Genomic DNA, 13,785 nt, shown 5'->3' with positions numbered 1-13,785 from the left:
GGAACGACGTGGCGGAGTTCGAGAGCGCCGGGCGGCAGCACGTGCGCGAGGCGATGGAGCGGGCCGTGGAGGAACTGGGCGTGCCCGGGGCCGTCGTGCAGGTGCGCGACGGCGACGGCACGTGGTTCGGGTCGGCCGGCGTGGCCGACACCACCACCGGGGCCCGCCGGGTGCCGGGCGAGGCGCTGCACGCCGGCAGCATCTCCAAGGCGTTCACGGCCGCGACGGTGCTGGCGCTGGCCGCCGAGGGGCGGCTCGACGTGGACGACACCGTGGACCGGTGGCTGCCCGGCGCCATGGCGGCCAACGGCTACGACGGCACCGGGGTGACCATCCGGCACCTGCTGTCCAACACCAGCGGCCTGTTCGCCACCGGCATGGCGCTGGAGTGGCAGCGCCGCTACTCGGTCCGCTCCGCGTTCGAGGCGCACCGGTTCGACGTGTGGCAGCCCGAGGACGCGCTGGCGCTCGCGCTGGCGCAGCCCCCGGTCGGTCGGCCGGGGGAGAGGTTCTGGTACTCCAACGGCGGCTTCTCGTTCGCCGCCGCGATCGTGGAGCGGGTCACCGGCCGCAGCTTCGAAGCCGAGGTCGACCGGACGGTCGTGCGCCCGCTGGGGCTGGCCCGCACGTTCGCCCGCCACCGCGAGGACACCGGTTTCCGGGGACGCCACCCGAGGGCGTACTCCAAGGTGTTCCTCAAGGAGGGCGCGCGCCCCGAGGACGTGACGCCGGCCAACTGGACCTCCGTGGTGGAGGACCCGGACCTGCCGCCCCTGGACACCACCGACGTCAACACCTCGGGCGGCTGGGGCGCGGCGAACGTGGTGTCGACCCTGGACGACCTGATCGCGTTCGCCACGGCGATGACCACCGGCCGCCTGCTGCCGCCCGAGCAGCACCGGCAGCTGTGGACCACGGTGCCGACCGAGGGCGCGCACTGGCTGGCCAACACCCGCTACGGCCTGGGCCTCTACGAGCTGACCCTCGCCGACGGGCAGGTCCTGCGCGGCGGGACCGGCCAGAGCTTCGGCACGTCGACCCTGGTCATGGGCACCGCCGACGGCAGCCGCACGCTGGCCGTGCACACGAACAACGACTGGGCCACGTTCCCGCTGTTCGACCGGGTCATCGAGGCGGAGTTCGGCGCGGCGGGCCTGGCGCTCGCGCTCTGACGGCGCGGCGCGGTCGGGGGCGCTGCGGCTGGTGCGCTGCGGTCGGCGCGGTCAGTGGGCGGCCCGGCCGGCTTGCACCGCGCGGCCGGTCGAGGTGGTGCGCGACGGGCGGTCGGCCGGTCGGCGGGGTGGTGCGAACAGGCGGCGGAAGTCCTCGGGGATCGGGGTGCTGCGCAGCTCCGGCGTCCCGAACGACACGTACCGGTTCCAGCCCGTCGCCACCGCCGTGCCGTCCACGTCCGCGTCGAACCCCATGGTCAACGTCGTGGTGCCCAGCGAGCGCACCCGGACGGTGATCCGGAGGAGGTCGTCGAACCGGGCCGGGTTCAGGTACCGGATCGACGACTCGGCCATGACGAAGTCGACGCCGTGCTTCTCCAGCTCGCGGTAGGAGCCGAGCAGCGAGCGCAGCGTCTCCACCATCGCGGCTTCGAAGAACACCGGGTACCGCGAGGCGTGCACGATCCCCTGGCGGTCGCAGTCGACCGGGCGCACCCGCACCCGGTGCACGTGGGCAGGTCGCGGGTCAGCCATGTCGGTGATCCTATGGGGTCACCCGACCGGGATTCGACTGCTTCGCCGCGATCGACCCGAGTGCCGCAGCGACCAGTTGCACCGCCGCCACCAGCAAGATCACCGACGTGGTGGACACCCGGGCCTCCAGGGCGCCGCCCAGTGCGGCTCCCCCGGCGAACGCACCCAGCTTCAGGCTCGCGCCGGTGGTCGACACCTGGCCCAGCAGCCCGGCGGGGGTGTACCGCTGCCGCGCGAGGATGGTGGAGGTCAACGTCGGCCCCTGCGCGACACCGCTCACCGCCGCCAGACCCACGAGCACGGCGAAGCTGCCCGCCAGCGGCCACGCCGCGACCGTCACGCCGTAGAGCGCCACGGCCGTGAACACCACCCGTTCGGGACGCCACCGGTCGAGGTGTCGCCGCAGTGCCAGCAGCCCGGCGACGCAGCCGACCTCGAACACGGCCCACACCAGTCCGGTGTACCCCTGATCCACGTTCAACGTCGCCACGTGCATCGGCAGCACGGGCGCGAACATCCCCACTGCGCCGAACGACAGCACCGACGCCACGGTCGTCCCGAGCAACGGCGGAGTGGTGGCGAGGTGCCGCAGGCCGCGCCGCATCGCCTCCGTCAACGACGACGACGTGACCGCGTCGGCGTGCGTCGGCACCCGCAGCGCGCACGTCCACGCACCGCCCACCAACGCCAACGCTCCCAACAAGACCACCGCGACATCCGGGGACCACGCCGTCGACACCACGCCGGCCAGGGCAGGACCGCCGATCGCCGCCACGTTGAACAGCATGGCGTCGTAGGAGGTGGCGCGCGGCACGTCCGCCGCCAGCCGGGGCACGAGGCTGGTGAACCCACCGCTGGTCATCGGCAGCGTGATGCCGGCGAGGAACGCCGGCACGAGCAGCGCCGGGACGTCATCGCCCGCCGTCACCAGCCCGAACGCCGCGAGCGCGAGCAGGAACTGGTTGCCCGCGAGTGCGAGCACCGGTCGCCGCGCGCGGTCCAGCCACGCGCCGAGCAACGGCCCGGACACGATCGACGGGACGGTGTAGCACGCGACCACCAAGCCGGACAGCGCCGCGGACCCGGTGCGCGAGAGCACCAGCAGGACCACCGCCACGCCCACCATCTCGTCGGCGAGCCGGGCGAGGCCGGCGGCGACGAGGTAGCGGCCCATCAGCCGGTGCGGCGGTGTCGGCGGACCGACTCCTCGACCAGGTCCAGCACGGGTTCCAGGTCGTCGGCGGGCAGGCCCATGGCCAGGTGCGACACCAGTCCTTCGAGCACCAGTTCCAGGAACGAGGTGAGCACGTCCACGTCGACGTCGTCGCGCAGGTTGCCGGCGTCGCGCTGGCGCAGCAGGCGCTGCCGGGTCGCGTCGGTGAGCTGCCGCGACCGCTCCGCCCACCGGCTGCGGAACTCGGGGTCGGTGCGCAGCCGCCGGGACACCTCCAGCCGGGTGCCCAACCAGTCCGCCGGGTGCTCCGCGTCGGGTTCGGGCGCGGACAGCAGCTCGCGCATGACCTGGACGAGGCCCTGCCGGGCGACCACGTCGGCCATCCGGAGCGCGTCGTCCTCGGCGAGCGCGAGGAACAGCGACTCCTTGTCGCGGAAGTGGTGGAAGATCGCGCCCCGGGACAGCCCCGTGGCTTCTTCCAGACGGCGTACGGTGGCACCCTCGTAGCCGTAACGCGCGAAGCACGTGCGCGCGCCGTCCAGGATCTGGCGGCGGCGGGCGTCGAGGTGGTCCTGGCTGACCCTGGGCACCGGTCGATGTTGCCAGTCGGTGGCCGGGAAATCCAATCCGTACGTACGGATTGGGGGACTCCACTTTGGAGTGATCTCGGGCCCGCCGGCTCGAACCGGGCGGTCCCGGCGAACTACGGTGGCGCACCGTGAAGGACATCCGCCTGGGGCGGCTCTCGCAGGTGGGCGACGTGCGGCGGGGCATCGACCTGATCGACCTGGTCCGGCTCGCGCACTACGACCACGTCGACCCGGACGCCCCGGACGCGCTGCGCGCCGCCGAGCGCCGGGCGACGGCGATCGTGGCGTTCGACACGTTGGCCGTGCCCGCCCTGCTCCAGACACCGGAGTACGCGCTGGTCCAGGGCACGGACCCGGAGCGGCTCCAGGTGCTGCGCCGGCACCTGCCGCCCGCGTGCGAGTTCTTCGTGCACGAGACCGCGCTGCACGCGTGGTCCGGCGACCCGGCGGTGCTGGCCGGGCAGTTGCGCGCGCTGGTGGCCTCGAACGCCCGCCTGGTGCCGTTCGCGGCGGGCGGGCGGGCGGAGCTGCGGCACTCGTTCACGCTGCTGGGGTTCGCGGTGGGCGGGCCGGCGGTGCACGTGGAGTCGTTGTCCGAGCGGCACGACGTGGTGGCGCGGTACCAGGTGGTCGCGGAGGTGCTGCGGGAGTGCGCGTGGGACCCGGAGCGGTCCCGGGGCGCGTTCGCGTGCGCGGCGGACGGCCTGGTCCGGCAGTCGGCGGGCGGGTAGCCGGCGTCCTTGACAGCCGCCGGGCGCGGTGGTGTGATCCGGACAGTTAGGAAAGTTTCCTTTCCAACTCTCCGCCGCCGCACGAAGCTCCGACGACGTGGGAGGCACCCCCGTGGCACCGAGAACCCCGTCCGCCGCGCTCGCCGCTGCGACCGTGCTCGCCCTGGTGACCGCACCCGGCACGGCGCTCGCCGCACCCGCCACCGGCAACCCCGTCGCCGAGGCGTCGGGAAGCGTCCGGTACGAAGCCGAGTCCGCCGCCCTGAACCGGGCCAAGGTGGAGAAGAACCACGCCGGCTACTCCGGCACCGGTTTCGTGAACTACGACAACACCGCCGGCAGCCACGTCGAGTACGCCGTGACCGCCGATCGCGCCGGTCCGCACGAGCTGACCTTCCGCTACGCCAACGGGACCGGTGCCGACCGCCCGCTCGCGGTCACCGTCGACGGCGGCCCGGCCACCACGCTCGCCTTCCCGGGCACGGGCGGGTGGACGACCTGGCGCGACGCCTCGGTCACCGTCACCCTCGAGGCCGGGCGGAACAAGGTCCGCGCCGCCGCCACGACCGTCGACGGCGGCCCGAACGCGGACCGGCTCACCGTCGAGCCCGCCGGTCCGGTCGACGTCCAGGCCCCGGCACCGCCGGCCAACCTGCGCTCCACCGGCCGGACCGCCACCAGCACGTCGCTGGCCTGGGACGCCGCGACCGACGACGTCGGCGTGGTCGGCTACGACGTCTACCAGCACGGCCAGTTGATGAAGAGCGTCGACGGCGCCACCCTGGCCACCACGGTCGGCGGGCTCACCCCGGACACCGAGTACGACTGGACGGTCTTCGCCCGCGACGCCGCGCCGAACGTGTCCCCGGCGAGCAACAACGTCCTGGTCCGCACGGACAAGGCCCCGCCGGACGGCGAAGCGCCCAGCGCGCCCGCGAACCTGCGCGCCACGGGCCGCACCGCGACCTCGGTCGACCTCGCGTGGACGGCGTCCACCGACAACGTGGGTGTGACCGGCTACCAGGTCTTCCGCGACGGCGCGCAGGTCGGCACGTCGGACGGCCCGTCGACCACGGTCGGCGGCCTGACCTCCGGCACCGCCTACGCGTTCACGGTCCGGGCCCGCGACGCGGCGGGCAACGCCTCGCCGCCGAGCAATGCGATCAGCGCCACCCCCGGCGGGTCGGGGCCGGCCGGCGTGCCCGACCCCGGGGCGGTCACGACCGTCCTCAACCGCACGGACGTGCCGTGGGGCCTGGCGTTCCTGCCCGACGGCTCGGCGCTGGTCACCGAGCGCGACACGTTCACCGTCCACAAGCTCACCAAGTCGGGCACCCGCACCAGCCTGGGCAAGGTGCCCGGCGCGCAGGGCACCAACGGCGAGGGCGGTGTGCTCGGCATCGAGGTGTCGCCGACGTTCGCCACGGACGGGTACGTGTTCGTCTACCACACGGCAGCGGCGGGCAACCAGCTCGTGCGGGCCAAGCTCACCGGCACGGCGCTCGGCAACTGGACGACGTTGCTGGCGGGCGTGCCGAAGAGCCGCTACCACAACGGCGGCCGGCTGCGGTTCAGCCCGGACGGCAAGCACCTGTTCGTCTCGACCGGCGACGCGCAGAACAAGGCCAACGCGCAGAACCTGAACAGCAACGCGGGCAAGATCCTGCGGCTCAACCCGGACGGCTCGATCCCGGCCGACAACCCCTACCCCGGCAAGGCCGTCTGGAGCTACGGCCACCGCAACGTGCAGGGCCTGGCCTTCGACTCGCAGGGCCGGCTGTGGGCCTCGGAGTTCGGCGACTCCACCACCGACGAGGTCAACCTGATCCGGAAGGCGGGCAACTTCGGCTGGCCGGACTGCGAGGGCACCACCGGCAGCGGCTGCGCGGGGACCGTCGCGCCGAAGAAGACGTGGCCCACGTCGGTCGCCTCGCCCAGCGGCCTGACCGTCGTCAACGACCACGTGTTCGTCGCCACGACGGTCGGTCAGCGGATCTACCGGCTGCGCATCGACTCGTCGTCGGAGCTGGTCGACCAGCGGGTGTACTTCCAGGGCACCTACAGCAGGCTGCGCACGATCGAGGCGGACCGCGACGGCGACCTCTGGCTGACCACGTCGACCGACAAGGACGGCACCGCGAACAACGACCGGGTGCTGCACGTCGACGTCGTCTACTCGGGTGGTTCGAAGCGCTGAGCGGCCCGGCCTCGCCGCCGGCGACCCGCTGAGCGCGGGTCGCCGGCGCGTCTCGAATGGCCCGCCGTCCGGTGTGTCCGGAACGCTCGCCGCCGACCTGCCGCGACGACAACTTGTCGTTGATCCGTAAGGGTTTCGCAGGCGTGCGGCTGTCGGTCCCCCCGTGTAGCGTCGAAGCACCAAGGATGATCACGGGGAGTGTGCGAAATGACTGCATTACGTGACGCTCCAGCTCCGGGGCCGACCCCCGCGGTATTCCGGGACCGTGCCGAAGCCGAGGCGTACGTGGCCTCGGTGTGCTTCAAGCACGGGCCACCGCGGCTGCTCGGCGTCGAACTGGAATGGACCGTCCACGACCGGGAAGACCCGGCGAAACCGCTCGACGCGAGCGTGCTCGCCGAGGCCCTGGGCAAGCACGCGCCACCGACCCTCGTCCCGGACAGCCCGCAGCACCCGCTGCCCGGCGGCACGCCGCTCACCGTCGAACCGGGCGGCCAGGTCGAGATCTCCACCCCGCCGAGCGGCTCGCTCACCGAGCTGCTCAAGACCGTCACCGCCGACATCGACCACCTCACCGGCCTGCTCGAACCCGCCGGACTGGTCCTCGGCCACCGGGGCGCCGACCCCCACCGGCCCCCTCGCCGGATGCTCCGGGTACCCCGCTACGCGGCCATGGAGCACGCCTTCGCCCCCGTCGGTCCCGAGGGCATCACGATGATGTGCAGCACCGCCGGGCTCCAGGTGTGCCTGGACTTCGGCCACGAGGCCGACCTCGTCACCCGCTGGGCCGCCGTGCACGCGCTGGGCCCCGTGCTCACCGCGCTGTTCGCCAACTCGCCCGGCGTCGGCGGCCGGCGGACCGACTGGGCCAGCGCCCGGATGCGCACCCTCTACGCCACCGACCCCGTGCGCACCCGGCCCGCCGCCGTGTGCGCGGACCCGGCGGCGGCGTGGGCGCGGCGGGTGGTGGACGCGCCGGTGATCGTCGTGCGAAGACCGGGCAACGACTGGCTCCCGCCGCGCCGCCTGACCTTCGCCGAGTGGGTCGACGGGGCGTTGGGGACGCGGCCCACGGCCGACGACCTCGACTACCACCTGTCGTTGCAGTTCCCGCCGGTTCGCCCGCGCGGGTACGTGGAGGTCCGCTACCTCGACACGCCCCCGGACGGGGGCTGGCTGCCGCCCGTGGTGCTGATGGCCGCGCTGTTCAGCGACCCGTCCGTGGTGGACGCGGCGCTGGCGGCCACCGAGACCTCGGCCGGCCGCTGGCTGGCCGCCGCGCGCTACGGCCTGGCCGACCCGGTGCTGGCCCGCGCGGCGCGCGACGTGGTCGCCCTGGGCTGCGCGGCGCTGCCCAACACCGACCTGTCCGTCGGGCAGACCGACGCCATCGCGGAGGAGTTGCACCGCGCGCTCGCCGAGAAGACCGCCGAGAACGCCGGAGGGGGCCGTTCATGACCAGCACCGACCACAACACCGGGGTCGAGCAGATCCGCGACCACGTCGCCGCGCAGCTCGTCCGCGCTCGGCGGCGCAGCGCGCAGCTCACCGACGCCGTGGACGACCACGACCTGGTGCGCCAGCACTCGAAGCTGATGTCCCCGCTGGTGTGGGACCTCGCCCACATCGGCAACCAGGAAGAGCTGTGGCTGGTCCGCGACGTCGGCGGGCGCGAGCCGGTGCGCCAGGACATCGACGAGCTCTACGACGCCTTCAAGCACGCCCGGTCCGCGCGGCCGGAGCTGCCCCTGCTCAACCCGGCCCAAGCCCGCCGGTACGTGGGCGAGGTGCGGGACAAGGTGTTCGACGTGCTGGAGACCAGCCCGCTGGAGGGCCGCCGGCTGCTCGACGGCGGGTTCGCGTTCGGCATGATCGTCCAGCACGAGCAGCAGCACGACGAGACCATGCTCGCCACCCACCAGCTGCGGGTCGGCCCGCCCGTGCTGCACGCGCCGCCGCCCCCTCCGGGCGGACCGGTCGGGCCCGCCGAGGTGCTCGTGCCGGGCGGCCCGTTCACCATGGGCACCTCCACCGAGGCGTGGGCGCTGGACAACGAGCGCCCCGCGCACCAGGCGTTCACCGACCCGTTCTTCATCGACACCGCGCCGGTCACCAACGGCGCCTACGCGGCGTTCGTGGACGACGGCGGCTACCGCGACCCCCGGTGGTGGTCGGGGGCGGGCTGGGCGCTGGTGCGCGACGCGCCGCTGGTTGCGCCGAGGTTCTGGGAGCGGCACGGCGGGCAGTGGTTCCGGACGGCGTTCGGCGAGACCGCGCCGCTCGACCCGGACCAGCCCGTCGTGCACGTCTGCTACCACGAGGCCGAGGCGTACGCGAGGTGGGCGGGCCGCCGGCTGCCGACCGAGGTGGAGTGGGAGAAGGCGGCCCGCTTCGACCCGGCGACCGGCCGGTCCCGGCGCTACCCGTGGGGTGACGAGGAGCCGACCGGGGCGCACGCCAACCTCGGCCAGCGGCACCTGTCGCCGGCCCCGGTCGGGGCGTACCCGGCGGGCGCGTCGCCGCTGGGCGTGCACCAGCTCATCGGCGACGTGTGGGAGTGGACCAGCTCCGACTTCCACGGCTACGGCGGGTTCGAGGTGTTCCCGTACGCCGAGTACTCGCAGGTGTTCTTCGGACCCGACTACAAGGTGCTGCGCGGCGGCTCGTTCGGCACCGACCCGGCGGCGGTGCGCGCCACGTTCCGCAACTGGGACTACCCGATCCGGCGGCAGATCTTCGCCGGGTTCCGCTGCGCGCGCGACGCGGCCCCGGGCGAACCGGTCTGACGTGTGCCGCCACCTGGGTTACCTCGGCCCCGCCGTGCCCATCGCGGCCCTGGTGCACGACCCGCCGCACTCGCTGCTGCGCCAGTCGTACGCACCTCGCGACATGCGCGGCGGCGGCACGGTGAACGTGGACGGCTACGGCGTGGGCTGGTACCCCGCGCCGGGCGGCCCCGCGCTGCGCTACCGGCGCACCGGGACGCTCTGGTCGGACGAGAACCTGGCCGCGCTGGGCCGGGTCCTCGTCTCCGGCGCGGTGCTCGCCGCCGTCCGGTCGGCCACCACCGGGATGCCGGTGGTGGAGACCGCGTGCGCCCCGTTCACCGACGGGACGTGGCTGTTCAGCCACAACGGCCGGGTCGCGGGCTGGCCCGGCTCGGTCGCCGGCCTGGCGGGGTCGCTGCCGGTCGCCGACCTGCTCACGCTCGACGCGCCCACCGACTCGGCGCTGCTGTGGGCGCTGGTCCGGGCCCGCCTGGCCGGCTCGCCGCCGGCCGCCGCCCTGGCGTCGGTGGTGTCCGACGTGGCCGCCGCCGCGCCCGGTTCGCGGCTGAACCTGTTGCTCACCAACGGGACCGTGCTGGTCGGCACGACGTGGACGCACTCGCTGTGGGTGCGTTCCGGCGACGGCGCGGTGACCGTGTCCTCCGAGCCGCTGGACGACGACCCGCGCTGGCGGGAAGTGCCGGACCGGCACGTCGTCACGGCCGCCCCTTCCCCCGACAACGCGATCACCGTGGACGTTCGACCGATGGGACGATAGATGACCGAGCCAGTGCTGGACGTGCACCTGACACCGGAGGACGCGGTGGTCGCGCTCCGGGCCGAGGCGAGGGCGGGCCTCACCGCGCGGCCGAAGTGGGTCTCGCCCAAGTGGTTCTACGACGCCGTCGGCAGCGACCTGTTCGAGCAGATCACCCGGCTGCCCGAGTACTACCCGACCCGCGCCGAGCGGGAGATCCTGGTCGAGCGGGCGGCCGAGATCGCCGCGACCACGGGGGCGCGCGCCCTGGTGGAGCTGGGGTCCGGGTCGTCGGAGAAGACCCGGCTGCTGCTGGACGCGCTGCGCGAGCACGGGACGCTGCGCGAGTTCGTGCCGCTGGACGTGTCGGCGAGCGCGCTCACCGACGCCGCCCGGCAGATCATGGCCGACTACCCCGGGCTGGGCGTGCACGGCGTGGTCGGCGACTTCACCGAGCACCTGGGCCTGCTGCCGGGCGCGTCGCCCCGGCTGGTGGCGTTCCTCGGCGGCACCGTCGGCAACCTGATCCCCGAGGAGCGCGACAAGTTCCTGACCTCCGTGCGGGACGTGCTGGAGCCGGGGGAGTGGCTGCTGCTGGGCACCGACCTGGTGAAGGACCCCGAGGTGCTGGTGCGCGCCTACGACGACGCGCGGGGGGTCACCGCCGAGTTCAACCGCAACGTGCTGGCGGTGCTCAACCGGGAGCTGGGCGCGGACCTCGACCCGCTGGCGTTCCGGCACGTGGCGCTGTGGAACGCCGACCAGGAGTGGATCGAGATGCGGCTGCGGGCGGTCCGCCCGGTGCGGGCGCGGGTGGCCGCGCTGGACCTGGACGTCGAGTTCGCCGAGGGCGAGGAGCTGCGGACCGAGGTGTCGGCCAAGTTCCGGCGGGAGGGCGTGGAGCGGGAGCTGACCGCCGCCGGGTTCGCGCTGCACCGCTGGTGGACCGACGCGGAGGGGAGGTTCGCGCTGTCACTCGCCCGAGTCGTGGGCTGACGGAGGGTGAAGAAACCATCCGTTCTGCGGGTGTCTCACCGCCCTTGCGGGTGAGAGCCTCGCGCGACGACGCCGTGGCAGGAGAAAAAGAGGGGCGGCGTCGACGGACGTGAGGAGCGCTACCCGTGAAGCTTGGAAGCAGAGCGCTGGTCGCCGCGATGGTCCTGGGCACCGCCGTGTCCGGCGTCGTGGCGACCGGCGCGGCCGTCGCCCAGGACGCCCTGAGCGCGACGCCGGTGCAGTGGAGCAAGTGCGCCGACGACGTGCTGGCGTTGATCCCCGTCGCGCAGCGGGAACGCGTGACCTGCGCGAACCACCCCGTGCCGCTGGACCACCGCAAGCCGCGCGGCGAGAAGATCACCCTCGCCCTGATGAAGGCGCCCGCGACCGACCAGGCCAGGAAGGTCGGCTCGCTGTTCATCAACCCCGGCGGCCCCGGCGGCGCCGGCCTGCGCTACGCCGGGTTCGGCTCGTCGTTCTTCCAGCCGGAGGTCATGGAGCGGTTCGACCTGATCGGGTTCGACCCGCGCGGCGTCGGCCGCAGCGCGCCGCTGCGCTGCTTCGAGACCCAGGAGGAGGCCGACGACGTCTTCGGCCGCATCTCCTCGGCCCCGGTGACCCGCACCGAGATCCGCGACACCATGCGGGCCACCGAGGAGTACACGACCGCGTGCCGGCGCAACGCGGGCCCGCTGTTGCAGCACATGTCCACCGAGGACGTGGCCCGCGACCTGGACCTGCTGCGGCAGGGCGTGGGCGACAAGGCGCTGACCTACGTCGGCTTCTCCTACGGCACGCTGCTCGGCGCGACCTACGCCAACATCTTCCCGCAGAAGTCCCGCGCCCTGGTGCTGGACGGCAACGTGGACCCGGCGCTGCGCACGTCCAACGGCGCGGAGTACGACCGGCAGCGCGCGCAGGGCTTCGAGCTGGCGCTCGACGCGTTCCTCGAGCGCTGTGACGCCGAGGGCGCGAAGTGCGCCTACAGCGACGGCGACCCCCGGGCCAAGTTCGACGAGGTCCGCGACGCGCTGCGGGAGGAGCCGGTCACCCTGCCGTCCGGCGAGGTGGTCACCTACCAGAGCTACGTCAGCCGGGTGAGCGGCGACCTGTACAGCATCGCCCGGTTGAAGCCGCTGGCCGCCTGGTTGCAGGCCGTCCACGACGCGCTGCACCCGACCGCCGCGCTGTCCGCGCAGGACGCGCCCGTGCTGGAACCCCCGCTGGCCAACAAGAACGGCCTGGCGGACGTCAACGTGGGGGTCATCGGTGACGCCGAGTACCTCTCGGACGACTCCTACTACGGCGTGAACTGCACCGACAAGCCGTTCGCGCGGGTGCCGGGGCTGTTCCCGGCGGTCGCCGCCAAGTGGGAGCGCGAATCGCCGACCTTCGGCCGCCAGCAGGCCGCGTCCGACCTGCTGACCTGCCCGACGTGGCCGGTCCGCCACCCCGACCGCTGGGCCGGCCCGTGGCACAAGCGCACGCCGAACCCGGTCGTCGTGGTGGGCAACTACTACGACCCGGCGACGCAGTACAAGTTCTCGCAGCGGATCGCCCGCCAGCTCGGCAACGCGCGGCTGATCTCGGTCGACGCGTTCGGGCACTGCATCCTCGGCAAGAGCGCGGGTGCGGACACCCTGGTCACCGACTACCTGGTGAACCTGAGGGCACCGGCCGACGGGCAGGTCTTCCAGCCCAACGCCCAGCCGTTCTAGCCCGTCGTGGTGCGGCGGTCGCGGGCGACCGCGACCGCCGCACCCACCAGGACGACCGCTTCCGGGTACCCGGGCAGGTACCAGGCCGCCGCCAGGTACGCCGCCGCCGTGGCGGCCACCAGCAGGTCCCGTGCCCGCCACGCCCACAGCGCCAGCCCGGCCGCGACGACCGTCCCGAGCACGTGGGCCGCGCTCGCCGTGGCGGCGGCGTCGATCGCCACCCCGACCGCGGCGTGCGCCTCCGGCGTGGCCGTCGCCATGCCGCGCAGCGCCTGGGTGGGCGTCCCCGGGTCCGGCATCACCAGGGTGAGCACCACCTGGCCGGGCGGCCGGTACCGATCCAGGACGTCCGGCTCGAAGCGGCGGAGGTCCACCGTGGCCACGGCCAGGCCGATCCCGGTGGCCAGCAGGGGGAACCAGGTGCCCGGCCGACGCGCGTGCGCGTCGTGCGCCGCGATCACCAGTGCCGCCGCGACGGCCACCACGGTGGCGTGCGGCAGCGGCTCGACGAGGGCGGCCACGGTGTACGCGGCGGTCGCCGCGATCAGCCGGGTGCTGCGCCGCCACCCGGCGACCACCGCCAGCACGGCGACGCCCGCCAACGGCCCGTACTCGCCGATCCCGCCGAGCAGCCCCACCACGACCAGCGGCACCCACTCGCGGTCCCGGGCGAACGCGATCGCCGCGCCCGCGCACAACACCGCGACGACGGCGAACGGCACCCAGGTCAGGTCGGGCGGCGGGTCGAACGCTTCGGCCGACGCCCAGGCGATCGACAGCTCGAAGGTCCCCGGGTCGGCCGGTGCCCACGCCCGCCAGGGTTCGTCGCCCAGCCACTGGTAGCCCTGCCACCACACGAACACGCCCAGACCCGTTGCCAGCAACGGGAACCAGACACCCGGGCGGCGCGCGTGCAGGTCGTGCGCGGCGACCAGCAGCGCCCCCGCGAAGGCGACCACCGCCGGCATCGGAGCCGTCCCGTGGACGGCCGCGACCGCGAACACGACACCTGCCGCCAGGAGCCGCCGGTCACACAGCCACCAGGCCGCGACGGGCAACACCGCGATACCCGCGAGAGCCCCGAATTCCCAGATCTCGCCGAGCAGACCCACCAGGACCAAAGGCAGCCACGCCACCGCACCCCACCC

General features: G+C 73.8%; 12 protein-coding genes. 8 read left to right on the top strand and 4 right to left on the bottom strand.

Annotation, left to right across the window (positions count from 1 at the left end; all coding sequences use genetic code 11):
* The first annotated feature begins 8 nt into the window (after nt 1–8).
* A complete protein-coding gene (locus AB0I60_RS14025; protein ID WP_360729304.1) occupies nt 9–1,172 on the top strand; it encodes a serine hydrolase domain-containing protein in 1,164 nt (387 codons plus the stop codon).
* Nucleotides 1,173–1,223: 51 nt separating this feature from the next.
* Here AB0I60_RS14025 and AB0I60_RS14020 read toward each other — a convergent pair whose 3' ends face one another.
* The 3 genes from AB0I60_RS14020 to AB0I60_RS14010 are packed head-to-tail and all read right to left on the bottom strand — an operon-like array spanning nt 1,224 to nt 3,470.
* Nucleotides 1,224–1,706 (bottom strand): thioesterase family protein, encoded by a 483-nt coding sequence (locus tag AB0I60_RS14020; RefSeq protein WP_360729302.1) that lies wholly within the window; start codon nt 1,704–1,706, stop codon nt 1,224–1,226.
* Nucleotides 1,707–1,716: 10 nt separating this feature from the next.
* Entirely contained in the window at nt 1,717–2,880 is a 1,164-nt protein-coding gene (locus tag AB0I60_RS14015; protein ID WP_360729300.1) for an MFS transporter, read from the bottom strand.
* Nucleotides 2,880–3,470 carry a helix-turn-helix domain-containing protein gene (locus AB0I60_RS14010; RefSeq protein WP_360729297.1) on the bottom strand — a complete coding sequence of 197 codons (591 nt, stop codon included), beginning with the start codon at nt 3,468–3,470 and terminating at the stop codon, nt 2,880–2,882. Before AB0I60_RS14010 ends, AB0I60_RS14015 begins: the two co-directional genes overlap by 1 nt.
* Before the next feature lie 128 nt (nt 3,471–3,598).
* Between AB0I60_RS14010 and AB0I60_RS14005 the strand changes: the two genes are divergently transcribed.
* The 7 genes from AB0I60_RS14005 to AB0I60_RS13975 all read left to right on the top strand — a co-directional run bounded on the left by AB0I60_RS14005 (nt 3,599) and on the right by AB0I60_RS13975 (nt 12,637).
* Nucleotides 3,599–4,201: a DUF5753 domain-containing protein gene (locus tag AB0I60_RS14005; protein WP_360729295.1), complete on the top strand. Its 603-nt coding sequence runs from the start codon at nt 3,599–3,601 to the stop codon at nt 4,199–4,201.
* 112 nt (nt 4,202–4,313) lie between these two features.
* Nucleotides 4,314–6,398 carry a PQQ-dependent sugar dehydrogenase gene (locus AB0I60_RS14000; RefSeq protein WP_360729292.1) on the top strand — a complete coding sequence of 695 codons (2,085 nt, stop codon included), beginning with the start codon at nt 4,314–4,316 and terminating at the stop codon, nt 6,396–6,398.
* A 207-nt stretch (nt 6,399–6,605) separates the two neighbouring features.
* Nucleotides 6,606–7,856, top strand: coding sequence for a glutamate-cysteine ligase family protein (locus AB0I60_RS13995; protein ID WP_360729290.1), 1,251 nt, complete (start codon nt 6,606–6,608; stop codon nt 7,854–7,856).
* Complete coding sequence (gene egtB, locus AB0I60_RS13990) at nt 7,853–9,184, top strand: ergothioneine biosynthesis protein EgtB (protein ID WP_360729288.1); 1,332 nt, start codon at nt 7,853–7,855, stop codon at nt 9,182–9,184. Before AB0I60_RS13995 ends, egtB begins: the two co-directional genes overlap by 4 nt.
* A gap of 1 nt (nt 9,185) precedes the next feature.
* The gene (gene egtC, locus AB0I60_RS13985) at nt 9,186–9,944 is read left to right on the top strand and encodes an ergothioneine biosynthesis protein EgtC (protein ID WP_360729286.1); all 759 of its coding nucleotides are present in this window, start codon (nt 9,186–9,188) and stop codon (nt 9,942–9,944) included.
* Nucleotides 9,945–10,919 (top strand): L-histidine N(alpha)-methyltransferase, encoded by a 975-nt coding sequence (gene egtD, locus AB0I60_RS13980; RefSeq protein WP_360729283.1) that lies wholly within the window; start codon nt 9,945–9,947, stop codon nt 10,917–10,919.
* Between the two features lie 158 nt (nt 10,920–11,077).
* Nucleotides 11,078–12,637, top strand: coding sequence for an alpha/beta hydrolase (locus AB0I60_RS13975; protein ID WP_360729697.1), 1,560 nt, complete (start codon nt 11,078–11,080; stop codon nt 12,635–12,637).
* Here AB0I60_RS13975 and AB0I60_RS13970 read toward each other — a convergent pair.
* Nucleotides 12,634–13,773, bottom strand: coding sequence for a hypothetical protein (locus AB0I60_RS13970; RefSeq protein ID WP_360729282.1), 1,140 nt, complete (start codon nt 13,771–13,773; stop codon nt 12,634–12,636). The two genes, AB0I60_RS13975 and AB0I60_RS13970, sit on opposite strands and share 4 nt — an antisense overlap.
* Nucleotides 13,774–13,785: the final 12 nt, after the last annotated feature.

It is taken from the genome of Actinosynnema sp. NPDC050436, assembly GCF_040655415.1.
In the GTDB taxonomy this organism is placed as follows: Bacteria; Actinomycetota; Actinomycetes; order Mycobacteriales; family Pseudonocardiaceae; genus Actinosynnema.
This window is presented reverse-complemented; position numbering and strand designations above follow the sequence as displayed.